The sequence below is a fragment of the Orrella sp. JC864 genome (assembly GCF_037026685.1).
In the GTDB taxonomy this organism is placed as follows: domain Bacteria; phylum Pseudomonadota; class Gammaproteobacteria; order Burkholderiales; family Burkholderiaceae_B; genus Orrella.
On record NZ_JBANET010000001.1, the window covers coordinates 347,784 to 372,112 of the forward strand.

Genomic DNA, 24,329 nt, shown 5'->3' on the forward strand with positions numbered 1-24,329 from the left:
CTTGCCCCGACCGAGGTAGCCCGTGGACCAAGCCATTCTGACGTACCTGAGCGAGCAGCAAAGCTCACGCCAATGGAAAGCCTTTCTGACGCTGTTCGCCACGGAGCTGGCCGAACAACTGGCGCCCAAGAACCTGCACGGCATCATGCGCCGCACGGGCATGCGCTTTGCGCAGCAGCGCCCGCTGCCCCCGGCCCAGACCGTGGCCGAAATCGAGCAGGCCATGAACACCGTCTGGCGCGACACCGGCTGGGGCTGGCTGCGGATCGAGGAGGCCGAGGACAGCCTGGTGCTGCGGCATTTCTGCGCGCCCTTGCGAGCCAACTTCGGCGAGGAGCACCAGGCCTGGACGCCGGCCTTCCTGGAAGGCGCCTATGAGCATTGGCTGCGCCAGTCCGGCGCCGACGAGCACCTGCGGGTCAGGCAGGCCGGCGCCCCGGACGGCCTGGGCAGCATCGAATACCGCTTCGGCAAGTAATCCCGACAACAGGCCTTCGGCCGCCCCGCGCGGCCAGGAGGGCCGCGGCTGCAGGAGCATGAGCGCCATGAGCAACGATCGATCGGACGACATTTCCAACCTCTATGAACGGTTCGGCGGGTCCCCCGAGCAATACCAGGAAATAGGCCGCGGCAATGAAGCGCGCGCCTCGCGCGAGCGCTGGCCCTTGCTGGCCGCCATCGACCCCGGCCAGGCCTGCCTGCCGCCGGCCGTGGAGGTGACGGCCGACCCGCACCCGGAACCGGCGCCGCTGGCCGCCTTCATGCCGCCGCGCCACGCGGCCGGCATCGCGCAGGGCGCGCAGCACGCGCCGGAACCGGCCGCCGCGCCGCGCAGCGATGCCGCGCCGGTGTCCGTCGCGCCTGTCGAGCCGCCCGCTGTCGCGGCACCGCCTGTCGTGGCGCCGCCTGTCGTGGCGCCGCCTGTCGTTGCACCGCCTGTCGTTGCACCGCCTGTCGCGGCACCGCCTGTCGTGGCGCCGCCGCCTGTCGCACCGGAGCCGGTCGCGGCAGAGCCTGCGGCGGCGGTCGCGCAGCCTCCGGCCGTCGAACCGCCGGCCGTTTCCGCGCAGCCGCCCGCCGCCGCCGCGCCGCCGCAGCCCGCCGCCGCCACTCCCTTGAAGCGCCTGTTCGCCAAGCTGGCGCAAGGCGCCGAAGGCAGCGCTTCCAATTCCTTTCCCAACCGGCCCTAGAACCGCCCCGTGAAGATCATCGCCATCGTTTCCGCCAAAGGCGGCGTAGGAAAAACCACGGTCTGCGCCAACCTTAGCGTGGCCCTGCGCCACTTCGGCAAGGCCGTGCTGGCCCTGGACCTGGACCCGCAGAACGCCCTGCGCCTGCACCTGGGCACCGACCTGCAGAACATCGAGGGCCTGTCGCGCGCCACCTTGGCGCGCACGGGCTGGCGCCACGCCTGCGTGCAAGGCCGCTCGGGCGTATACGTGCTGCCCTTCGGCATGGTCAACGAGGCCGACCGCCAGGCCTTCGAGCGGCGCCTGGACGCCGAGCCGGACTGGCTGGCGCGCAACCTCAACGGCTTGGGGCTGGCCGAGAACTCCCTGGTCCTGGTCGACACCCCGCCGGGCCCTTCCGTCTACATGCGCCAGGCGCTGGCCGCGGCCCACTTCGTCGTGGTGGTCAGCCTGGCCGATGCGGCCTCGTATGCCACGCTGCCCATGATGGAAGGCCTGATCGCCAGCTATTGCAAGGGCCGGATGGGCTTCATCGACCACGCCTACATCGTCAACCAGGTGGACCGCGCGCGCCAGCTCGACAAGGACATCGTGCAGGTCACCCGCAACGCCCTGGGCGAGCGCGTCATCGGCCTGGTCCACCAGGACCAGTCGGTCAGCGAGGCGCTGGCCTACGGCCTGTCCGCGATCGACCACGACCCCCACGGACAGGGCCGCCAGGATCTGCTGGCCTGCGCCCAGTGGCTCGGCCGCAGGCTGGACCAAGCGGATGCGCGGCCATGAGCGGACAAGGTAGCGAAGGCAAGAACGGCCGGCTGGCCGAGGCGCTGGCCCGCTGGGGCGACAGGCTGCTGGAACTGCCGCTGTGGCGCACGGCCTTGATGCGCGCGCTGTGGCTGGTCCTGGCCCTGCTGCTGTTCGGCTTTGCCGTGACCGTGCAGCTGGACCCGCTGCAGCAGACGCTGTTCTCGGCCATCTGCTTTGCCGCGGCGCTGCTCCTGTACCGCACGGCGGGCCGGCTGGCGACCCTGGTCATGATGATGATCGCGGTGACCGTCTCGCTGCGCTACATGTATTGGCGGCTGACCTCGACCATCGGCTTCGAGCACTGGCTGGACATGCTGTTCGGCTACGGCCTGCTGCTCGCCGAGCTGTATGCCGTGACGGTGATGCTGCTGAGCTACTTCCAGAGCGCCTGGCCGCTGCAGCGCAAGCCCACGCCCATGCGCGGCGACGTATCGTCCTGGCCCAGCGTGGACGTGTTCATTCCGACCTACAACGAACCGCTGGACGTGGTGCGCCAGTCGGTGCTGACAGCACTGGCGCTGGACTGGCCGGCCGACAAGCTCAACATCTATCTGCTGGACGATGGCCGCCGGCCGGAGTTTCGCGCCTTCTGCGAGCAGGCCGGGGTGGGCTACATCGCGCGCGCGGACAACCGCCACGCCAAGGCCGGCAACATCAACTCGGCGCTGGCCCACACCGACGGCGAGTTCGTCGCCGTCTTCGACTGCGACCACATACCGACCCGCTCCTTCCTGCAGATCTGCATGGGCTGGTTCCAGAAGGATCCCAAGCTGGCCATGCTGCAGACGCCGCACGTGTTCTTCTCGCCCGATCCGTTCGAGCGCAACCTGGATACGTTCAGGCACGTGCCCAACGAGGGCGAGCTGTTCTATGGCGTCATCCAGGACGGCAACGACCTCTGGAACGCCACCTTCTTCTGCGGATCGTGCGCGGTGATGCGCCGCTCGGCCATCGAGGCCATCGGCGGCATCGCCACCGAGAGCGTGACCGAGGATGCGCTGACCGCGCTGAAGATGAACCGCCAGGGATTGAACACGGCCTATCTCGCGCTGCCGCAGGCCGCCGGCCTGGCCACCGAGAACCTGTCGCGCCACATCGGCCAGCGCATCCGCTGGGCGCGCGGCATGGCGCAGATCGTCAGGCTGAACAACCCGCTGCTGGGGCCGGGCCTGAAGCTGGGCCAGCGCCTGTGCTACCTGAATGCGATGCTGCATTTCTTCTACGGGCTGCCGCGGGTGGTGTTCCTGACCACGCCGCTGGCCTACCTGTTTTTCGGCGCGTACGTCTTCCATGCCCCGGCGGTGATGGTCGCGGCCTATGCCCTGCCCCACCTGCTGCTGTCGAACCTGACCAGTTCGCGCATACAGGGCAGGTTCCGCCATTCGTTCTGGAACGAAGTCTACGAATCGGTGCTGGCCTGGTACATCATGCGGCCCGCGCTGCAGGCGCTGGTCAATCCCAGGCGCGCGCAGTTCAACGTCACGGCCAAGGGCGGCGTGATCAGCCAGGCCTACTTCGACTGGACGCTCGCGCGGCCCTACATCGTGCTGCTGGTCCTGAACCTGGCCGGCCTGCTGGCCGGGCTCGCGCAGCTGGCGCTGGGAACGCCAAGCCTGGATGTGACACTCACCCTGCTCATCAACCTGGCGTGGACGCTCTACAACATCATGATCACCAGCGCCAGCGTGGCCGTGGCCGGCGAAGTACGCCAGCTGCGCAGCTCGCCGCGCGTGGCGGTCGACCTGCCCGGCGCCTTGCGCCTGCCCGGCGGCAGGCAGCTGGCCTGCCGCATCACCGACTATTCCCGCGGCGGGGTGGGGCTGGTCCTGCCTCAGGGCGTGCCGGTCGAGCTGGGCACCCCGGTGCACGTGTCGATCTTCCGCAAGGAAGACGAAGGCGTGTTTCCCGCCGTGGTGGCGTTCAGCCGCGATGGGCGGCTGGGCGTGAATTTCCGGCCGCTGACGCTGCAGCAGGAAATCGAGCTTTCCCAGGTGACCTACGCCCGCGCCGACACCTGGGCGCAGATGTGGGGCAGCCACACGCCCGACTCGCCGCTGCAATCGCTGCGCGAGATCGGCCGGATCGGCCAGCGCGGCTTCGCCCTGCTGCTTTGGGAGCTGCGCAGCCTGGCCACCGACCGGCTGTCCCGTGCCAGGCGCTTGCGCGCCGACATCCATAAAACGAGAGAACAATGACGTCCAAGGTAGATGCGCCCCTGTTCCCATCCATGCGGCAACGGCTGGGATCGGCATTGGCAGCCGCCTTGCTGGGCATGGCCGGCGCGCACGCGCAACCGGCGCCCGGCGAACCGTCCCTGCCGGCCGATATCCCGCCGGCGCCCCTGGGCGCGCCGGCGCTGCCAGCCGATACGGCCCTGCCCGGCCCGCCCGGGCCGCTCCTGCCCTATGGCCTGCAGCCGCAGCCCGAACCGCTGCCCGGCACCCGGACCTATCCGATCACCCTGCACGAGCTGGGCGCGCGCAACGGCCTGGCGCTGCGCGGCGTGGACGGACGCCAGGGCGTGCCCTTGAGCATCCGTTCCGACGAACGGCTGGTGGGCGCGCGCCTGAAGCTCGAGTACGGCTACTCGCCGGCCTTGCTGCCCGAGCTTTCGCACATCAAGGTGCTGCTCAACGACGAGCTGGCCGCCAGCATCGCCTTGCCGCAAGAGGACGCGGGCGCGCCGGCCACGCACGAGGTCGAGCTGCCGGCCGGCGCCTTCGTCGATTTCAACCGCCTGGAAACCCAGCTGATCGGCCACTACACGCTGCGCTGCGAGGATCCGGTCCACAGCAGCCTGTGGGCCGACGTGAGCAGCCGCAGCGCCGTAGAGCTGACCGTCGAGCCGCTGGAGCTGCCCAACAACCTGGCGCTGCTGCCGCGCCCGTTCTTCGACGAGCGCGATCCGCGCGCGCTGGCCCTTCCCATCGTGCTGCCCGGCGCCCTGGACACCAGCCGGCTCGAATCGGCGGGCATCATCGCCTCCTGGTTCGGCGCGCTGGCCAGCTATCGCGGCGCCCGCTTCCCGGTCAGCGAGGGCCGGGTGCCCGAGCAGGGGCATGCCGTGGTGATCCTGGGCCGCGACGACACGCTGGCCGGCCTGCCGCCGCTGCCGCCGGTCACCGGCCCGACGCTGTCGATGGTGCAGAACCCGAACGACCGCTACGGCAAGCTGCTGCTGGTCATGGGGCGCGACGGCGACGAGATCAAGCAGGCCGCGCGCGCACTGGCCCTGGCCAGCCGCACGCTGTCGGGCCAGACCGCGCTGGTCACCGGCCTGAGCGAGCCGGCCCCGCGCCGCCCCTTCGATGCGCCCAACTGGCTGCGCACCGACCGGCCGGTGCGCTTTGGCGAACTGGCCAGCGAGCAGGCGCTCAATGCCGCCGGGCACCGGCCCGGCCCCATCCAGCTGGACCTGCGGCTGCCGCCGGGCCTGTTCGGCTGGCGCAGCGAAGGCGTGCCGGTCGAGCTGAAGTACCGCTACACGCCGCGCCCGGGCGCCGAGCAGTCGACGCTGCAGGTGATGGCCGGCCACCAGCTGCTGCGCGCCCTGCCGCTGACCTCGGCCAGCCAGGCGCAGGCCTACAGCAAGGTGCTGGGCGTGCCGGCCTCGCAGGCCAGCGCCTCGCTGCGCGTGCCGACCTATCTGCTGCCCGCGCTGGCCAGCCTGCAATTCCAGTACGTCTACGAGTACGCCAAGCTGGGCGAATGCCAGAACAGCATCATCGATAACGTAAGAAGCGCCATCGACCCGGACTCGACCATCGACATCTCGGGCATCCCGCTTTATGCGGCCATGCCGGACCTGGCCGCCTTCGGCGAGGCGGGCTTTCCCTTCACCCGCATGGCGGACCTGTCCGAGACCGCCGTCATCCTGCCGGAGAACCCCTCGGCCGACGATTATTCGGCCTACCTGGACCTGATGGGCCTGATGGGCGAGTCGACCGGCTACCCGGCCACGCACGTCACCGTGGCCCAGGCCGGGCAGATCGAGCAGCTGCGCCGCAAGGACCTGCTGGTGCTGGCCTCGGGCGATAACCAGCCCTTGCTGGCGCAATGGCGCGACCGGCTGCCCGGCAGCTTTGCCGCCAACGACAAGCGGTTCAGCCTGGCGAGCTGGATGGCCCGCGCCTTCGGCGGGGACGATCCGCGCGAGCGCCGCGCGCCGGCCGACCAGCGCATCGAATTCTCCAGCAGCGGCGCCAGCGCGATCTTTGCCGGCCTGGAATCGCCGCTGAGCAGCGGCCGCAGCGTGGTGGTGGTCTCGGCCAACCAGCCGCAAGGCCTGCCCGCGGCCGTGGCCGCGGTGCAGCAGGCGCGCCATCGCGACGACAAGCTGCGCGGCAGCCTTGCCGTGGTGCGCGGCGAGCGCATCGACAGCCTGGCGGCCGAGCAGACCTATTACGTCGGCTCGCTGCCGTTCTGGACGGCGCTGCAATGGTTCTTCGCCGGCCGCCCGCTGCTGCTGGTGCTGATCGCCTTCGCCGGCGCCGTGATCCTCGGCGCGCTGCTCTACCTTTCGCTGCGCGCGCGCGCCCAGCGCCGCCTGCGCGATTGACGCCGCCCTAGCCTAATCGAGAAAAAGACGATGACTCCTACGCACTTCGCTTCCGTCCGCAAGCCGTCCGGTCCACGCCTGATGCTGCCGGCCATCCTGAGCGGGCTGTTCCTGCTGGGCATGCCGGCGGGCCCGGCGCCGGCGCAGCCTGCGCCGGCCGGCGCGGCGCTGCTTCCTTCGGACATCCCGCCCGGGCTGGCGCAGCTCGCGCAGCCGGACGAAGCGCCGCCGCCCGCGCCTTTCGCGGCCACCCGCCAATACAGCTTCAAGGAGCTGGGCGCCCAATATCCCATGAACCTGCGCGGGGTCGATGCCAGCAACAGCCTGCCCTTTAGCGTGCGGGCGGACGAAGTGGCCACCGGCATGCGCCTGCAGCTGCGCTACGCCTATTCGCCGGCGCTGATCAGCGAGCTCTCGCAGATCAACGTGCTGGTCAACGACGAGCTGGCCGCCTCCATCCCCGTGCCGCGCGAGCACGCCGGGCGCAGCCTGCAGCAGGAAGTCGAGCTGCCGGCCTACCTGCTGAGCGCGCAGAACGTGCTGCGCATGCAGCTGATCGGCCACTACACCCTCGATTGCGAGGACCCGCTGCATTCGAGCCTGTGGGCCAACATCAGCAACCAGAGCCTGCTCGAGCTGGCCACCACCCGCATCGCGCTGGAGGACGACCTGGGCATCCTGCCGCTGCCCTTCTTCGATGCGCGCGACCGCACCGAGCTGGCGCTGCCCTTCGTGTTCGGCGGCAAGCCCGATACGGTCACGCTGGAGGCGGCCGGCGCGCTGTCCTCGTGGTTCGGCGCGCTGGCCGGCGAGCGCGGCGCGGACTTCCCGGCCGCGCTGGACAGCCTGCCCGCGCAAGGCCATGCCGTGGTCCTGCTGGGCAGCGCCCAGCAGGCCGCCGCCTACGGGCATGCGGAACTGCGCGGCCCCACGCTGGCCCTGGCCGCCAACCCCAACGACCCGCAAGGCAAGCTGCTGCTGGTCATGGGCCGCAACAGCGGCGAACTCAAGCAGGCCGCGCAGGCGCTGGCGGCCGGCAGCCAGACGCTGGCCGGCCCGGTGGCGACCGTTACGCAATTCGAGCAGCCGCGGCCGCGCCAGCCCTACGACGCGCCGCGCTGGCTGCGCAGCGACCGCCCGGTGACCTTCGGCGAGCTGGCCGACGCGCGCCGGCTGAGCGTGTCCGGCTACAGCCCCGACACCATCCGGCTGGACCTGCGCGTGCCGCCGGACCTGTTCGGCTGGCGGGCCAAGGACGTGCCGGTGGACCTGCGCTACCGCTACACCCCGCAGCCGACCTCGGTCAATTCCTCGCTGCTCCTTGCCGTGGACGACGTGTTCGTCAAGTCGCTGCCGCTGTTCGCGCTCGAGCGCCTGGAGGACGGCCAGACGCTGCGCAAGCAGGTCCTGGCCGACGAAACCCTGCCCATGCGCGCGCGCGTGGACGTGCCGCTGGCGCTGCTCAAGCCGCGCGCGCAGATCCAGCTGCGCTACATGTACGACTACATCAAGCAGGGCGAATGCCGGGACATCATCATCGACAACGTGCGCGGCACGATCGAGCCCGAATCGACCATCGACATCTCCGGCTATCCGCACTTCATCGCCATGCCCGACCTGGCGGTGTTCGCCGAGGCGGGCTTTCCTTTCACCCGCATGGCCGACCTGTCCGAGACCGCCGTGCTGCTGGGCGATGATGCCGGCCCCGCCGAATACTCGGCCTACCTGAACCTGATGGGCCGCATGGGCGAATCCACGGGCTACCCGGCCCTGGGCGTGACGGTGGCGCCCGCCTCGCAGGCCGGCCAGCAGGCCGGCAAGGACATCCTGGCCATCGTCTCGGGCGAGCAGCAGCCGCTGCTGCGCGAATGGGCCCGCTACATGCCGGCGGGCTACGAAGGCTCGACGCGGCGCTTCGGCACCTCGGACCTGGTGTACCGCATCATGGGCTGGTTCAATCCGGACCCGCGCCAGAACGCCGAGCCCGTCCGGGCCTCGGTGTCGTACGCCAGCAGCGGCGTGAGCGCGCTGATCGCCGGCTTCGAATCGCCCCTGACCGCCCGGCGCAGCGTCGTCGTGCTCGCCAGCAACCAGCCCGAGGGCCTGGGCGATGCGGTGCGCGCCTTGCGGCGCGACGCCAGCCATGCCGAGCCGGTGCAGGGCAGCCTGGCGATCGTGCGCGGCCAGCGGGTCGATTCGCTGGTCGCCGAGCAGACCTACACGGTCGGCGAGCTGGGCCTGCTCAAGCGCATCGACTGGTGGCTGTCGGGCCTGGTGCCCGGGGCCTCGCTGCTCAAGCTGGCGATCGTGCTGCTTGCCGCGCTGGGGCTGCTGGCCCTGGCCCTGGCCCTGCTGCGCGCGCTGCGCCGGCGCCGGGCCGGCCAATAGGACCGCGCAAGGATCCGGCCATGACCCCGACCAGTTCGCCGCCGATGCGCCCGGCCGCTGCACGCTTGCGGCGCGGCCGCCGCCGCCTGCTGGCCCTGCTGGCCGCAACGCCCATGCTGGCCATGCCCGCATGGGCGCAGGCCGGCTGTCCCGATGCGCAGCCCTGGCAGGACTGGGAGCGCTTCGTGCGGCATTTCGTGCAGGACAGCGGCCGGGTGCTCGATGCCAGCACGCCCGAGCAGCGCAGCTCCTCCGAAAGCCAGTCCTACGGCATGTTCTTCGCCCTGGTGGCCAACGATCCGGCCATGTTCGAGAAGATGTGGCGCTGGAGCGTGGACAACCTGGCGCGCGGCGATATCGGCCAGGTGCTGCCGGCCTGGCAATGGGGCGCGGACGGCCAGGGCAACTGGCGCGTGCTCGACGACAATCCCGCCTCGGACGGCGATCTCTGGTTCGCCTACAGCCTGCTCGAGGCGGGCCGTCTCTGGCAGCGTCCCGACTACGTCCAGGACGCCCGCCATCTGCTTGCCAACGTGCAGGCCCGGGAAGTGGCGCAGCTGCCCGGCCTGGGCAAGATGCTGCTGCCCGGCGTCATCGGCTTTGCCGACCCGCAAGCCGGCCGCTGGCGGCTCAACCCCAGCTATCTGCCGCTCTTCCAGTTGCGGCGGCTGGCGCTCGAGCAGCCGCAGGGACCGTGGAGCGAGATCGCCGCCAACACCGTGCGCATGATCCAGGCCCTGGGCGCGCCCCAGGGCTTCGTGCCGGACTGGGTGGCCTACCAGGCCGACTTCGCCGGCACCGGCGGCCAGTTCGTGGCCGATGAGGACAAGGGCGACCTCGGCAGCTACGACGCCATCCGGACCTACCTGTGGGCGGGCATGACCGCGCCGCAGGATCCGGCCAGCCAGGCGCTGCGCCGGCCGCTGGCCGGCATGGCGCGGGAAATCGCCCGCAGCGGCGCGCCGCCCGAATCGGTGCGCGCGGCCGGCGGCCAGGCGCAGGGTACCGGCCCCTATGGCTTCGGCGCGGCGCTGCTGCCCTACCTGGCCTGGCAGGGCGAGCCGGAACAGGCGCGCCAGCTGCGCGCGCGCGTCCAGACGCAATGGCTTTCGGCCAACGAGGCGGCGCTGGCCGCCGGCCGGCAGCCATCCTATTACGACACCATGCTCAGCCTGTTCGGTACCGGCTGGCACGACAAGCGCTACCGGTTCAGCGACACCGGGCATCTGCGCGTTCAGTGGGAGAAGACATGTCCGCTCGCCGCAACACCCTAGCGGCCGGCCTGCTTGCGGCAGCCATGCACCAGGCAGGCTGGGCGCAGGCCGACGCGCACAAGGCCCTGGTCGAACAGGGCCGCTATTGGCAGGCCCAAGGCAATGCCGAACGCGCCAGCCAGGCCTGGCAGAAGCTGCTGCTGCTCGACCCGGCCCAGCCCGAGGCGCTCTACGGCATGGGCGTGGCCGCGCTCAAGCGCAACGACGCCGCCGGCGCGCAAGGCTATCTTTCCCGCTTGCGCGGCCTTGCGCCCCAGGGCGTCTACACCCTGCGGCTGGAGCAGGACATTCTTCTTGCCGGCGGCCCGGCGCGCGCCGAACTGGAGGCAGCCCGCCAGCTGGCCGAGCAGGCCAGCATCGAGAACGACCCGGCCAAGCTCGCGCAGGCCATCCGGCGATACGACCAGGCGCTGGGCGGCAAGCCGCCCCAGGGCGAGCTGGCGCTCGAATACTACCGCTACCTGGGCTATGCCGAGAACGGCCAGCCCGCCGCGGTGCAAGGCCTGCGGCGCCTGGCGGCGCAGCGTCCCGACGACGCCGGCGTGCAGCTGGCGCTGGCCCAGCACATGGTGCGCAGCGAGGCCCAGCGCGCCGAGGGCATCCGCCTGCTCGAGCGCCTGTCCAGGCGCCAGGACGTGGGCGGCGCGGCCGCCGAGATATGGCGCCAGGCGCTGACCTGGCTCGGCCCGCCCCGGCCCGAGGAAAAGCCCTTGTTCCAGGCCTATCTGCAAGCCTATCCCGGCGATACGGCCATCCGCGAGCAGATGCAGCAGGTGCGCCCGGCCGGCACGGGCGGCGCGGCGGCCCAGGACCCGCTGCTGGCGCGCGCCTTCAAGGCGCTGGACGCCGGCGATCTGCCGGCGGCCGAGCGCGACTTTCTGGCCAAGCTCAAGCAAAGCCCCGAGCATGCCGACGCGCTGGGGGGCCTGGGCGTGGTGCGCATGCAGCAGAACGACCCGCGGCAGGCGCAAGCCCTGCTCGAGCGCGCGGTGGCTCGGGCCGGCGCGCGCGGCAACTGGCGCCGCGCGCTCGATTCGGCCCGCTACTGGACGCAGGTCAACGGCGGCGTGGCCGCGCTGGATGCCGGCGACCCGGCCGGCGCGCGCCGCCATCTCGAACAGGCGCTCAAGCTCGATGCGCGCACGCCCGCCGCGCACAACGCCATGGCCCGCCTGCGCCTGGAAACCGGCGATGCGGCCGGCGCCGAAAAGCAGTACCGCGCCGTGCTCGCCAGCCATCCCGGCGACGAAGACGCATTGAACGGCCTGGTGGGCGTGCTGGCGCAGACCGGACGCGCCGAGCAGGCCATGCAGCTGATCGGCCGGCTCACGCCCGCACAGCGCGCCAAGCTGGCCGATCCGGCCCGGCTGCGCGCCGCGGTCGCGGCCGGACGCGCCAGGACGGCCGAGCAGCGCGGCGACCTGGAGGGCGCGCGCGCGGCGCTGCAGGCGGCCCTGCGCGATGATGCCGACAATCCCTGGATCCGCTACGACCTGGCGCGCCTGTATCTGCGTGCCGGCGCGCCCGGCCAGGCGCGCGCCGTCGTGGACGGCTTGCTCGCCACGCACCCGGACATGCCCGACGCGCTGTATGCCAGCGCGCTGATCGCGGCCGAGACCGGCGATGCGGCCAGGGCCGAGGCCGACCTGGCGCGCATTCCGGCGAACCGGCGCACGCCCGGCATGACGGCCATGGCCCGGCAACTGCAACTACGCGCCCAGGCGCAGCATGCCGCGCAGCTGGCGCGCGGCGGCAAGCCGCAGCAGGCGCGCGCGCTGCTGGCCCAGCTGGAGCCGGCCGCCGGCCGCGATCCGGCGCTGGTCAGCGCCGTGGCCGCCGCCTATGCCGAGGCCGGCGACACCCAGCGCGGCCTGGCGATGATGCGCGGGCTGGTCCAGGACCCGGCGGCGCCACCCGGCCCGGACGTGCTGCTGCCCTACGGCGGCCTGCTGTTGCGCGCCGGCGAGGATGCCCAGGCCGCCGAGGTGCTGCGCCAGGTGCAGGCCCGCCCGCTGGCCGGCGAGCAGCGCCGGCAGCTGGACGAACTGAACAAGCTGCGCACCGTCCGGCAGGCCGACCGGCTGCGCGAGCGCGGCGACCTGGTGGCGGCCTACGACACGCTGGCGCCGGTACTGGCCCGCCAGCCCGAGGACAGCCTGGCCCTGGCCGCCCTGGCGCGCATGTACGCCGACAGCGGCGACTCGGCCAAGGCGCTGGCCTACTTCAAGCAGCTGACCGAGAAAGATCCGCAGAACGCCGAACTGCAGATGAGCCTGGCCATGACCGCCAACCAGGCCGGCGATGCGCGCAGCGCCGAGCGCGCGGCCGAGCAGGCCGTCGCCCTGGCGCCGCACGACCCGCAGATACTGGCCAATGCCGCGCGGCTGTACCGCTCGCGCGGGCGGCTGGCCCGCGCCGAGACCCTGTTCGCCGCGGCGGTGCGGGCCCAGGCCGAACGCGAGCCCGCCGTGCAGCTGGCCGCCTCGGCGCCGGCGCAAGCATCGGTCTACGACAATCCCTTCGTCGGCCTGCCTGGCCAGCGCGCCAGCGCGACACAGCCCGCGCAAGCCGTGGCGCAGGCCATGCCCGTCGTCCAGCCCAGCCAGCCCGTGCAGGCCGCCCCGGCGGTGCCCGCCAGCCTGCGGCCGGGCACCGCCCTGGCCTTGGCGCCCTTGCCGCTGGCGCCCCAGCCGGCGCCGGCCCAGCCTGCGCCAGGCGCGCCGCCTGCCGCGCCCGCCCCTTCGCAGCCCGCGCCTTCCCAGCCCGGCCAGCTGGCCCGGCTTACGCCCTATCCGGACTCGCGCCGCACCGGGCCGGGGCCGGCCGCCCCGGCCCTGCCGCCCGAGCGCGCCGATCCGCAGCGCATGGCCGCGGGCACGCCGCAGCGGACCCAGCCGGACCTGCGGGCCGAACTGCAGCAAGTGCGCGCCGAACGCGCGCCCGACATCCGGGCCGGCGCCTTCGTACGCTCGAACAATGGCAGCGCGGGCACCAGCAAGCTCACCGCCATCGAGGCGCCGGTGGAGGTACGCCTGCCGCTGGGCGACGGCAAGCTGGTGCTCAACGCCACGCCCGTGCGCCTGGATGCGGGCAAGCTGGGCAGCGACCTGGACTCGCGCCTGCTGTTCGGCGGCGGGCCGCTGGCCGCGCTGGGCGACGGCCCCGAAGCGGCGGACAACGGACGCACGGTGGGCCGCCAGCGCGATAGCGGCACGGGCTTTTCCGTGGCCTACGAACGCCGGGACCTGAAGGCCGACATCGGCACCACGCCGCTGGGCCTGGAGAAAAGCAATGTGGTCGGCGGCGTGGCGCTGAACAGCATGTTCCCGGGCAGCCGCCACTACTGGTATGGCGTGGACGTTTCGCGCCGCGCGGTCACCGACAGCCTGCTGTCCTTCGGCGGCACGCGCGATCCGCGCACCGGCCAGCGCTGGGGCGCGGTCACGGCCACCGGCGCGCAGGTGCAGCTGGGCGCGGACTACGGCACCCACGGCGTCTACGCCTCGGGATCCTGGCACAGCCTCAAGGGCAGCCAAACCAAGTCCAACCAGCGCACCGAGGTGGCCGCGGGCGTCTACCGCCACCTGGTCCGCAAGGACAACGAAATGCTGACCGCCGGCCTGCATGCCTCGGGCACCTTCTACGACAACAACCAGCGCTTCTACACCTACGGCCACGGCGGCTACTTCAGTCCGCAAAGCATGTACTACCTGGGCGTGCCCGTCACCTGGGCCAAGCGCGACGAGCGCTACACCTACAAGGTCCAGGCTTCGGTCGGCGTCCAGCACTTCAAGGAAGACGACGCCGACTTCTTCCCGACCAGCTCGCGCATGCAGGGCCAGGCGCAAGGCCGGATGGCGGCGGCGCAGGCGGCCGGGCTGACCGGCAACGGCCGCGCGCGCCATGCCGGCCAGAGCCAGACATCGGTGGGCTACAGCCTGCAGGCCGCCGCCGAGTACCAGGTGGCTCCCAAGTGGTTCGTGGGCGCCGGCGCGGGCCTGGACAACGCCAAGGACTACCGCCAATGGAACGGCGGCGTCTACCTGCGCTATTCGTTCCAGCCGCAGACCGACCGCATGGCCCTGCCGCTGACGCCCTTCCGCTCTCCCTATGACCGCTGACCGCAGCCCCATCCAAGGATCCGCTACATGATTGCTTCCGCCCTTGCCGGCCTGACCATCCTCGTGATCGGCGACAGCCACCTGATCTCGCCCGGCTCGCTCATCGACTCCCTGCACAACGCGCTGCAAGCCGGCGGCGCGCAGGTGCAGACCGTGGGCGTGTGCGGCACCAATCCCGGCGACTGGGTCAAGACCACCGCCGGCACCTGCGGCAGCGCCGAGCGCATCGGCAAGGCGCCGGCCAAGTTCTCCAGCGGCGGCGCGACCCGCCCCATCGCCGAGCTGGTCCAGGCCGGCAAGCCGAAGCTGGTGGTGATCGTGCAAGGCGACACCATCGGCGGCTACAAGCAGCAGTCCTTTCCCAAGGCCTGGGCCTGGCAGCAGACCACGCAGCTGACCCGCGCCGTGGCGGCGACGCAGACCGCCTGCGTCTGGGTCGGACCGGCCTGGGGCAGCGAAGGGGGCAGCTACGGCAAGACCTTCACGCGGGTGCAGCAGCTCTCGGCCTTCCTGGCCTCGAACGTCTCGCCCTGCGAATACGTCGATTCGCTCAAGCTGTCCAAGCCCGGCCAATGGGCCACCACCGACGGCCAGCACCTGACCACGCAAGGCTACCAGCAATGGGGCCAGGGCATCGCCTCGGCGATCGCCGCCCTGCCCGGCGTGCAGCAGCTGCAAAGCCGCTAAGGAGCCCGGCCATGTCCGCATCCATCCTCGCCGGCCTGACGCTGCTGGTCATCGGCGAAAGCCACATGACCCTGGCGAACTACCTGCGCGAGCCCTTGCACGCCTCGCTGCTGGCCAAGGGCGCCCAGGTGTATTCGGTGGGCGCCTGCGGCGCCAGCCCGGCGCGCTGGCTCAAGCCCACGCCCATCGACTGCGGCGCCCGCCAGGCGGGCAAGGAAAAACCCGTCATACAGGGCCGCGAAGCCAGGACCACGCCCATCGCCGAGCTGATCGCCAAGGACAAGCCCGATGCGGTGGTCATCATCATCGGCGACACCATGGGCTCGTACGACAAGCCGGCCTTTCCCAAGACCTGGGCCTGGCAGGAGATCACCGCGCTGACCCGCGCCGTGGCCGCGACGCACACGCCTTGCGTATGGGTCGGGCCGGCCTGGGGCACCGAAGGCGGCAAGTACGGCAAGAACCATCCCCGCACGCAACTGCTCTCGGGTTTCCTGGCCTCGAACGTGGCGCCGTGCAGCTACATCGATTCCCTGAAGTTCTCGCAGCCGGGCCAATGGGCCACGATCGACGGCCAGCACTTCACCCAGGCGGGCTATGCCGCCTGGAGCCAGGCCATCGTCTCGGCGCTGGAGCACGATCCCACCATCAAAGCGATCAAAAAACCATGATGCGATTCCCCACCCTGGGCGCCCTGCTGGGCGCGGCCGCGCTGTGCGCCGGCGCGGCGCAGGCCGCCGAGCCGGCCCTGTACGAAACCGGCCCGGCGCAGGACTCCTCCTTCATCCGCTTCATCGACGCCGGCGCCCAAGGCCTGGAAGTGACCGCGCGCGGCTCGCAGGCCCGGCTGACCCTGGACAGCGGCCAGCCGGCCTCGCCGTTCATGGCCGTGGGCGCGGGCAAGCCCGTGCAAGGCAGCTTGCGCTCGGGCCAGGACAGCCGCGAGGTGTCGGTCAGCGTCGAGCCCGGCCAATTCGTGTCGGTGATCGCCACGCGCGCGCCGCAAGGCGGCTTGGAGACCGTCGTGTTGCACGAGCAGCCGGACGACTTCAATGCCTTGCGGGCCTCGGTGGCGTTCTACAACCTGGACGCACAGTGCCCCGAGGCCGCGCTGCAGGTGGCCGGCCGCGACGCCAGGCTGTTCGAGAACGTGGCGCATGGCCAGGCCGTGCGCCGGCAGGTCAATCCGGTGGCGCTAAGCCTGCAGGCGCTGTGCGGCGGCCAGCCCAGCGGCGAGCCGCTGCAGATGGGCACGCTGGCCGCGGGCGAGCGCTACACGGTCATCCTGGCCCGGCAGGACGGCGGCGCGCGGCTGTTCCATGTGATCGACAGCCTGGGCAACTGATGAGACACACAGGCCGATCCGCCGCCCTAGCGGCACGCCGGGGCGGCCAGCGGCACGGGCGGCTGGCCCGGGCGCACGATGGCGCGCTGGTAGATGGGGTCGGCAAAGGCCTGGGCCGGATCGATGAAGGTCCAGCCGCGCGACCGGAACATGGCCAGGATCTCGGGCAGCAGCAGGGCGTTCAGCGCATTGGCGTGCAGCAGCAGGACGTGGGCCGGCTCGCGCCCGAGCATCTGGCGCCAGCGTTCGCGCTGCTGCTCGGCCTCTTGCCAGAGCCTGTCCAGATAGGCGCGCCGGTGCGCGGACACGTCGGGCTCGCCCTGCCCTGCCTCGGCCAGCAGCCGCTCGTTGTAGTTCCAGTCGTCGATGGCGATGGTGGCCGAGGCCACGCCGTAGCCGTGCTCGTGCATCCATTGCAGCGCGGCCTGCTGCAGCGCAGGCGTGCTTCCTTCGTCCAGATAGGGAAAGCGCAGGCGCGGGCACCATCCGGGCAGCGCGGCCAACAGCGCCTGCGCGCGCAGCGCGTCGGCCAGGAAGTCCTGGGGCGAGGCGGCCTGGCTCAGGGCCTGGTGGCTGTAGGTATGGTTGCCCAGGGCATGCCCGGCCTGGCCCCAGGCGCGCACCAGCGCCATGCCCGGCTCGCTGTCCACCACGAAACCCGCGGGAAAGAACATCGCCCGCACGCCCTGCCCGCGCAGCGCATCGAGCAGCAGCGCGTTCCAGTGCGCGGCGCGCGGCTCGCTGCGGGGATCCATGCCGTCGTCCAGCGTGATGGCCACTTGCTGGGCGGCCGACAGGCCATGCAGCGCCAGCAGCGCCGCGCCGGTCCAGGCGGCCAGGCTGCGCAGGCGGCGTCGAATTCGGGCTGGCCCGCTGCGGGCCGCGGTCAGGATGTCCATGCGCGCAGTCTAACCGCGCCAAGGCCGCCGCGGCGTTAACGCAGCCCTTTCATCCACCAAAAATTCCGCCATGGTCTTCGCCTCCCTGGAATTCCTGACGCTGTTCCTGCCGCTGTTCCTGGCGCTGTACGCGCTGGCGCCCAAGCGCGCGCGCAACGGCGTGCTCATGCTCGGCAGCTGGATCTTCTACGGATGGTGGAGCCCGTATTTCCTGCTGCTGCTGATCGCATTGACCGTGCTGGGCTGGCTGGGCGGCATGGCGATCGAGCGCATCGATACGCGCCGCCCGCGCGTGGCGCTGCTGGCGCTGCTGATCGCGGTCAACGCCTCCATCCTGTTCTGGTACAAGTACGCCAACATCCTGGTGGAAATGCTGAACGAAGCGCTGGCCTGGTCCGGCGCGATGCCGCTGTCCTGGCAAAGGCTGGTGCTGCCGGCCGGCCTGTCCTTCGTCGTGCTGCAGGCCATCTCCTACCTGGTGGACGTGCATCGCGGCACGGTGCGCGCGCAGCGCAGCTTCATCGACTATGCCGCCTACAAGGCCATGTTCGGGCAGCTGATCGCCGGCCCCATCATCCGCTACGACTGGGTGGCCAGGGAGCTGGCCGACCGGCCCTTCGACCGCCAGGGCTTCGTGCTGGGCGCGCGCCGCTTCATGATCGGCATGAGCATGAAGGTGCTGGTGGCCGATACGCTGGCGCCGGTGGTCGATGCGGCCTTCGCGCTGCCGCAGCCCACCCTGGCCGATGCCTGGATAGGCTGCGCCGCCTATACGCTGCAGCTGTTCTTCGACTTCGCCGGCTACAGCGCCATGGCCATCGGGCTGGGCCTGATGATGGGATTCAGGTTTCCCGAGAACTTCAACCATCCCTACCTGGCGGTGAGCATCCAGGACTTCTGGCGGCGCTGGCACCTGTCGCTCTCGACCTGGATCCGCGACTACCTGTACATCCCCATGGGCGGCAACCGGCTGGGCGTATACAAGACCTACCGCAACCTGCTGCTGACCATGGCCATCGCGGGGCTCTGGCACGGCGGCGACAGCTGGAACTTCCTGCTTTGGGGACTGGCCCACGGCCTGGCCCTGGCCGTGGCGCGGGCCTGGACGCAGGCCGGCTGGCTGAGCCTGCCGCGGCTGGTCTCGCGGCTGCTGACGCTGCTGTTCGTCATGCTGGCCTGGACGCTGTTTCGCGCGGCCGGTTTTGACAATGCGCTGACCATGTACCAGGGCCAGTTCGGCCTGAACGGCATCGCGCTGGGCGAAACGCTGTCGGTCATGCTGCGCCCGGCGCACCTGCTGGCCGCCCTGCTGGGCCTGGCCTGCGTGATGTTTCCGCTATGGCATCCCTGGCTGGCCCGGCTGCGGCCCGGCCCGGCGCTGACCTGGCTGGCGGGCTTGTGGCCGCTGGCCGGCTTCGTGCTGTCGTACAGCCTGATCGCCAGCCGCGGCGCGGTTCCCTTCCTGTATTTCCAGTTCTGAAGGCCCCATGATGCGCGACCCTGCCGCCACGCCCCCGCCATCCAAGCCGCCGATGCAGCAGCCGACCCTGTTCGCCCGGCTTACCAGCCCGCTGGCCGGCCTGGGCCTGGCCTGCATCCTGGCCGCCGGGCTGCTCTCCAACGGTTATGCCTGGTTCGTGCAGGGACGCGCCGTGCTGCCGGAGAAACCGGACTGGCCCGGATTCATGGACGGCAAAATAACCGGCGCCATCGCCCAGGACATGGGCCAGGCGCCGCTGCCCGCCGGCCTGGCCAAACTGCAGCGGGCGGCCGGCTGGCTGTTCATGGGCGACCTGGGACGGCAGGTGCGCCAGGGCTGCCCTGGCTGGCTGTTCCTAGCCGAGGAGCTGATGCCCCAGCCCGATGGCGCGGCCCACGCCGCCGCGCGCGCACGCACGGTGACGGCGGTGCGCGAGCGCCTGCAAGAGCGCGGCATCGCCCTGGCCGTGGCCATCGTGCCGGACAAGAGCCGTATCGCCGCCGCCCAGCTGTGCCGCCTGGCGCGGCCGGCCAGCCTGGCCGGGCGCGCCGCCGATTTTGCGCAGGCCCTGGCCGCCGCCGGCGTCCCGGCGGTGGACTTGGCGCCGGCGCTCGCGCCGCTGGGCGCCCAGGCCTTCCTGCGCACGGACACGCACTGGAACGAGGCCGGCGCGCGGCAGGCCGCCCGGGCCCTGGGCCAGGCGCTGCGGCAAGCCGGGCTGGCGCCCGAAAGAGACCGCGAATACGAGATCCAGGCCTTGGCCCCGGCGCCGCGTCCGGGCGACCTGGTGCGCCTGGCCGGGCTGGACTGGCTGGCGCCATCGCTGCAGCCCGCGCCCGAGATGGCCGCGCGCAGCCGCTTGAGCCTGGCGCCCGGCGCGCAGCCGGACGGTGCCGACGACGACCTGTTCGGCGATGCGGGTCTGCCGCGAACCGTGGTGGTGGGCTCCTCGTATTCGCGCACCTCGAACTTCGTGCCTTTCCTGGCCGCGGAACTGGGCGTGGAAGTGGCCAATTTCGGGCTGGACGGCGGCAAGTTCGCCGGCGGGGCCAACGCCTACTTCGCCAGCGCGGCGTTCCGCCAGACGCCGCCGCGCCTGGTGATCTGGGAAATCCCCGAGCGCGACCTGCAGACGCCGCTGGACGGCGAGCAAGTCGCGCTGCCCTGAGCGCGGCCCGGCCGCCCGCTTATTTCTTGCGCGCCTGCTCGTACAGCGGCATCACCTGCTCGGAAGCCTGCCTGAGCTCGGCGATGCGGGTCGAGGCCGACGGGTGGGTGGACAGGAATTCGGGCTGCCCGGCGCCGCCGACCTGCTCCATCTTCTGCCACAAGGTGATGGCCGCGCGCGGATCGAAGCCGGCGCGGGCGGCCAGCTCGACGCCCATGCGGTCGGCCTCGGTTTCGTGGGTGCGGCTGTTGGGCAGGGTGAACATCACCTCGCTGAGCTTGCCGCCCAGGTCGGAGGCGGCCGACGAGCCCGTGGCGATGGACAGCACCGACAGCCCGATGTTGGTGACCATCTGCTGCGAGACGCGCTCGCGCGCATGCTCGCGCAAGGCGTGGGCGATCTCGTGGCCGATGATGGCGGCCAGTTCGTCGTCGGTGGGCTTGATCCGGTTGACCAGGCCCGTGTAGACCGCCATCTTGCCGCCGGGCATGCACCAGGCGTTGACTTCGTCCTGCGAGATCACGTGCATCTCCCATTGCCAGGAGACCGCGTCGGGCCGGAAGGTGCCCACCTGCCCCACCAGCCGCTTGGTGATGGCATTGACCCGGGCCACCAGCTTGGGATCGCGGTCCAGCGCGTTCTGGGCGCGCGCCTGGGCGATGATCTGCGCGTATTGCTGGCCGGCCTCCTGCTCGAGCGCCTGCGCCGATACCAGCCCGGACATGAGCTGCGAGCGGTTCACCCCGATCGCCCCGGACTGGGTGGTGTTCACGCTGGAGCAGGCCGCAAGGGCCAGGGTGCCGCCCACGGCGGCGGTACGGACGAATCGGCGGACCAAAATCATGTCAATCTCCTGGTTGCGGGATCGGACCAGAGAATACAGGATGATGGTGTCGATCCGCCGCCTTGCCTCCCTCGCCTGTCTTAAGCTTTTGCCCGATATTGTCGTAATCTCTTACAGGTCAATCTAAAAGGAAGGCCCATATGAGCGGCTTGCTGCGCAGGATGCGGGACGCGCTGGCGGTCCCGGCCGGGAATCCGGAGCTGCTCAAGGCGCAATACCGCGCCATCGCCCGGCAGATGCCGATGATGTATTTCATCCTCGTGTCGAGCTCCTGGGCCGTTTCCGCCACGCACATGTCGCTGGCGCCGCCTTGGCTGACGGTGGCGATGCCCAGCCTGCTCACGCTCGTGTGCGCCGTGCGCGTGGTGCACTGGCGCCGCAGCGGCAATGCCGATCCCACGCCGCAAGCCGCCCTGCGCGAGCTGCGGCGCATCAACCGGCTGGCCTTCGGCATCGCCATCGCCTTCACCGCCTGGTCCCTGATGCTCTTTCCCTACGGCGATGCCTACACCCGCTCGCACCTGGCCTTCTACATGGCCATCACGGTGATCGCCTGCATCTTCAGCCTGATGCACCTGCGCCCGGCCGCCCTGATCGTCACCGTCATCGTCAACGGGGCCTTCGTCTTTTTCTTCGCCAGCACCGGCCGGCCCACCTTCGTGGCCACCGCCATCAACATCGCGCTGGTCTCGCTGGGCATGCTGGCGATCCTGACCGTCAACTACAGGAATTTCGCGCGCATGGTGAACGCGCAGACCGAGGCCCGCCGCAGGGACGCGGCGCAAAGCCGACTGCTGCGCATGATCGACGACATGCCGGTGGCGGTCATGACGCTCGATCCGGGCACCTTCAACATCAATTACGTCAACGAAACATCGAAAAGCCTCATCCGCAGCATCGAGCACCTGCTGCCCATCAAGGCCGACGCGCTGCTGGGCGCCTCGGTGGACGTCTTTCACCGGCATCCCGAACACCAGCGCCGGATCCTGTCCGACCCGGCCAACCTGCCGCACAACGCGCGGATCCGGCTGGGCCCGGAAGTCCTGGACCTGAAGGTTTCGGCCATTACCGCCGATGACGGCAGCTATCTCGGACCCATGCTCACCTGGGCCATCGTCACCAAGGAAGTCGAGGCGGAAAGCCGCATCCGCCAGCTCGCCCACTTCGACACGCTCACGGGCCTGGCCAACCGCGCCGCCTTCCGCGAAAAGCTGGATGCCGAGCTGCGCGGCCGGCCCGGCACGCTGGGTTTGCTGTTCATCGACCTGGACGGCTTCAAGCTGGTGAACGACACCAAGGGGCACCGGGTGGGCGACGAGCTGCTGCGGCGGGTCGCCGACCGGCTGCGCGCGGTCTGCGATGTCCCGGGCGTGACCATCGGCCGCCTGGGCGGCGACGAATTCGCGGTGCTGGTGCCCACCGGCGGCGCGGCCGAGCTGGAAGACTTCGCCGCCCGCATCATCCAGGCCCTCTCGCCCGCCTATACGCTGGAACACAACCACCAGGCCCAGATCGGCGTCTCCATCGGCATAGCCCTGGCCCCGGCCCACGCCCGGACCGGCGAAACCCTGCTGGCCCGCGCCGACATCGCCCTGTACGCGACCAAGGAAGCGGGCAAGGGCACCTACCGGATGTTCTGCGAGGACATGGAAACCCGCATCCAGGAGTGGGCGCGGCTGCAAGCCAGGCTGCGCGAGGCCCTGGAGGAAAACGAGGGGCTGTTCGTCTTCTACCAGCCCATCCTGGACGTGCGCACGCAAAAGGTCACCGCGCGCGAGGCCCTGGTGCGCTGGCACCACGCGCAGCGCGGCTGGGTCTCGCCCGGCGAATTCGTGCCCATCGCCGAGCAAAGCGGCCTGATCGACGCGCTGGGGCAATTCGTGCTCAACACCGCCTGCCGCGATGCGGCCGCATGGACCGACGGCGCGCGGGTCGCGGTCAACGTCTCGGTGGCGCAGCTGGGCAAGGGCACGCTCGTGCCGGCCGTGCTCGCCGCGCTCGCCGGCGCGGGCCTGCCCGCCGACCGCCTGGAAATCGAGGTCACCGAAACCGCCATCCTCGATGACGCGCACAGCGGCATCGACGAATTGCGCCGCATCCGCGACCTGGGCGTGCGCGTGGCGCTGGACGACTTCGGCACCGGCTATTCCTCGCTGACCCACCTGCGCGCCTTTCCCTTCGACAAGATCAAGATCGACGGATCGTTCGTCAAGGATGCCGTCCAGCGGCCGGAATCGGCGGCCGTGGTGCGGGCGATCGCCGACCTGGGCAAGCGGCTGGGCGTGACCACGGTGGCCGAGGGCGTCGAGACCCGTGCCCACCTGGACCGTGTCGTGGAAGAAGGATGCCGCGAGGTCCAGGGCTATTTTTATGGCCGGCCGGCGCCCAGCGAACGGGACGCCGCGGCGGTGGAGGCGCTGAACCGGGCGCTTCGCGCGGGCCTGCCGGCCTGAGGCGGCCAGGCCCGCCACTTCCGCGCACGCCTGGCGCGCGCCTCAGTCCGGCCTGGCCCGGCCTTGGGCGCGAGCACGCAGGGCATGGTCCATCAGGACCAGCGCCAGCAGCGCCTCGGCAATCGGCGTGGCGCGTATGCCCACGCAAGGATCATGGCGGCCCAGCGTCTGCACCGCCACCGGATTGCCCTGGCGGTCGATGGAGCGGCGCTCGATGCGGATGCTCGAGGTGGGCTTGATGGCCAGCGACACGGTCACGGCCTGGCCCGACGATATGCCGCCGAGCACGCCGCCGGCATGGTTGCTCAGGAAGCCCTCGGGTGCCAACTCGTCGCCGTGTTCGGAGCCGCGCTGGGCGATGCAGCCAAAGCCCGCGCCGATGGACACGCCCTTGACCGCGTTCAGGCCCATCATGGCGTAGGCGATGTCGGCATCGAGCCGGTCGTACAGCGGCTCGCCCCAGCCGGGCGGCACGCCTTCGGCCACGACCTCGATGCGCGCGCCGATGGAGTCGCCGTCGCGGCGCAAGGCGTCCATATAGGCCTCGAGCTCGGCGACGATGCCGGCATTGGGCGCATAAAAGGGATTGTTGGGCACTTCGTCCCAGGACTCGAACGGGATCTCGATGGGTCCGAGCTGGCTCATGTAGCCGCGCACGCGCACGCCGAACTGCTCGCCCAGCCATTTCTTGGCAATGGCCCCGGCCGCCACGGTGGGGGCGGTCAGGCGCGCCGAGGAGCGGCCGCCGCCGCGCGGATCGCGCAGCCCGTACTTGCGCCAGTAGGAATAATCGGCATGGCCCGGCCGGAACGTATCGGCGATGTTGCCGTAGTCCTTGCTGCGCGCGTCGGTGTTGCGGATCAGCAGGCCGATGGGCGTGCCGGTGGTGCGCCCTTCGTAGACGCCGGACAGGATCTCGACCCGGTCGGGCTCCTGGCGCTGCGTGACGTGGCGCGAGGTGCCCGGGCGGCGGCGGTCGAGTTCGGCCTGGATGTCGGCCTCGGACAGCGCCATCCCCGGGGGGCAGCCATCGACCACGCAGCCGATGGCCGGCCCGTGGGATTCGCCGAAGTTGGTGACGCAGAAAAGCTTGCCTAGGGTATTGCCGGACATGG

17 protein-coding genes are annotated in these 24,329 nt (G+C 71.1%); 14 read left to right on the forward strand and 3 right to left on the reverse strand.

Annotated elements, in window-relative coordinates:
- Nucleotides 1-22 precede the first annotated feature (22 nt).
- From bcsD to V8Z80_RS01615, 11 genes are all read left to right on the forward strand, one after another.
- Nucleotides 23-478 carry a cellulose biosynthesis protein BcsD gene (bcsD, locus tag V8Z80_RS01565; RefSeq protein ID WP_336060803.1) on the forward strand — a complete coding sequence of 152 codons (456 nt, stop codon included), beginning with the start codon at nucleotides 23-25 and terminating at the stop codon, nucleotides 476-478.
- Between the two features lie 67 nt (nucleotides 479-545).
- Nucleotides 546-1,190, forward strand: a complete 645-nt coding sequence (bcsP, locus tag V8Z80_RS01570) for a cellulose biosynthesis protein BcsP (protein ID WP_336060804.1) — start codon at nucleotides 546-548, stop codon at nucleotides 1,188-1,190.
- 9 nt (nucleotides 1,191-1,199) lie between these two features.
- Nucleotides 1,200-1,973 (forward strand): cellulose biosynthesis protein BcsQ, encoded by a 774-nt coding sequence (gene bcsQ, locus V8Z80_RS01575; RefSeq protein ID WP_336060805.1) that lies wholly within the window; start codon nucleotides 1,200-1,202, stop codon nucleotides 1,971-1,973.
- Nucleotides 1,970-4,192, forward strand: a complete 2,223-nt coding sequence (bcsA, locus tag V8Z80_RS01580; RefSeq protein WP_336060806.1) for a UDP-forming cellulose synthase catalytic subunit — start codon at nucleotides 1,970-1,972, stop codon at nucleotides 4,190-4,192. Before bcsQ ends, bcsA begins: the two co-directional genes overlap by 4 nt.
- Entirely contained in the window at nucleotides 4,189-6,555 is a 2,367-nt protein-coding gene (gene bcsB, locus V8Z80_RS01585; protein ID WP_336060807.1) for a cellulose biosynthesis cyclic di-GMP-binding regulatory protein BcsB, read from the forward strand. Before bcsA ends, bcsB (V8Z80_RS01585) begins: the two co-directional genes overlap by 4 nt.
- Before the next feature lie 30 nt (nucleotides 6,556-6,585).
- Nucleotides 6,586-8,943 (forward strand): cellulose biosynthesis cyclic di-GMP-binding regulatory protein BcsB, encoded by a 2,358-nt coding sequence (gene bcsB / locus V8Z80_RS01590; protein WP_336060808.1) that lies wholly within the window; start codon nucleotides 6,586-6,588, stop codon nucleotides 8,941-8,943.
- 20 nt (nucleotides 8,944-8,963) lie between these two features.
- A complete protein-coding gene (bcsZ, locus tag V8Z80_RS01595; protein WP_336060809.1) occupies nucleotides 8,964-10,217 on the forward strand; it encodes a cellulose synthase complex periplasmic endoglucanase BcsZ in 1,254 nt (417 codons plus the stop codon).
- A complete protein-coding gene (locus tag V8Z80_RS01600; RefSeq protein ID WP_336060810.1) occupies nucleotides 10,193-14,338 on the forward strand; it encodes a cellulose biosynthesis protein BcsC in 4,146 nt (1,381 codons plus the stop codon). Before bcsZ ends, V8Z80_RS01600 begins: the two co-directional genes overlap by 25 nt.
- 27 nt (nucleotides 14,339-14,365) lie before the next feature.
- Entirely contained in the window at nucleotides 14,366-15,025 is a 660-nt protein-coding gene (locus V8Z80_RS01605) for an SGNH/GDSL hydrolase family protein (protein ID WP_336060811.1), read from the forward strand.
- Nucleotides 15,026-15,036: 11 nt separating this feature from the next.
- Nucleotides 15,037-15,696, forward strand: coding sequence for an SGNH/GDSL hydrolase family protein (locus V8Z80_RS01610; RefSeq protein WP_336060812.1), 660 nt, complete (start codon nucleotides 15,037-15,039; stop codon nucleotides 15,694-15,696).
- The gene (locus V8Z80_RS01615; protein ID WP_336060813.1) at nucleotides 15,693-16,370 is read left to right on the forward strand and encodes an alginate O-acetyltransferase AlgF; all 678 of its coding nucleotides are present in this window, start codon (nucleotides 15,693-15,695) and stop codon (nucleotides 16,368-16,370) included. Before V8Z80_RS01610 ends, V8Z80_RS01615 begins: the two co-directional genes overlap by 4 nt.
- A gap of 26 nt (nucleotides 16,371-16,396) precedes the next feature.
- Here the strand turns inward: V8Z80_RS01615 and V8Z80_RS01620 are convergent, their stop codons facing one another.
- Nucleotides 16,397-17,269: a polysaccharide deacetylase family protein gene (locus tag V8Z80_RS01620; protein ID WP_336060814.1), complete on the reverse strand. Its 873-nt coding sequence runs from the start codon at nucleotides 17,267-17,269 to the stop codon at nucleotides 16,397-16,399.
- A 70-nt stretch (nucleotides 17,270-17,339) separates the two neighbouring features.
- Here V8Z80_RS01620 and V8Z80_RS01625 point away from each other — a divergent pair, with 70 nt between their 5' ends.
- Both V8Z80_RS01625 and V8Z80_RS01630 read left to right on the forward strand, forming a co-directional pair.
- Nucleotides 17,340-18,749 (forward strand): MBOAT family O-acyltransferase, encoded by a 1,410-nt coding sequence (locus V8Z80_RS01625; RefSeq protein WP_336060815.1) that lies wholly within the window; start codon nucleotides 17,340-17,342, stop codon nucleotides 18,747-18,749.
- A 7-nt stretch (nucleotides 18,750-18,756) separates the two neighbouring features.
- Entirely contained in the window at nucleotides 18,757-19,917 is a 1,161-nt protein-coding gene (locus V8Z80_RS01630; protein ID WP_336060816.1) for an alginate O-acetyltransferase AlgX-related protein, read from the forward strand.
- 19 nt (nucleotides 19,918-19,936) lie between these two features.
- Here V8Z80_RS01630 and V8Z80_RS01635 read toward each other — a convergent pair whose 3' ends face one another.
- The gene (locus tag V8Z80_RS01635) at nucleotides 19,937-20,761 is read right to left on the reverse strand and encodes a M48 family metallopeptidase (RefSeq protein WP_336060817.1); all 825 of its coding nucleotides are present in this window, start codon (nucleotides 20,759-20,761) and stop codon (nucleotides 19,937-19,939) included.
- Between the two features lie 140 nt (nucleotides 20,762-20,901).
- Between V8Z80_RS01635 and V8Z80_RS01640 the strand changes: the two genes are divergently transcribed.
- Nucleotides 20,902-23,214, forward strand: coding sequence for a putative bifunctional diguanylate cyclase/phosphodiesterase (locus tag V8Z80_RS01640; RefSeq protein ID WP_336060818.1), 2,313 nt, complete (start codon nucleotides 20,902-20,904; stop codon nucleotides 23,212-23,214).
- 42 nt (nucleotides 23,215-23,256) lie between these two features.
- Here V8Z80_RS01640 and aroC read toward each other — a convergent pair whose 3' ends face one another.
- The gene (gene aroC, locus V8Z80_RS01645) at nucleotides 23,257-24,327 is read right to left on the reverse strand and encodes a chorismate synthase (RefSeq protein WP_155192477.1); all 1,071 of its coding nucleotides are present in this window, start codon (nucleotides 24,325-24,327) and stop codon (nucleotides 23,257-23,259) included.
- Nucleotides 24,328-24,329 lie beyond the last annotated feature (2 nt).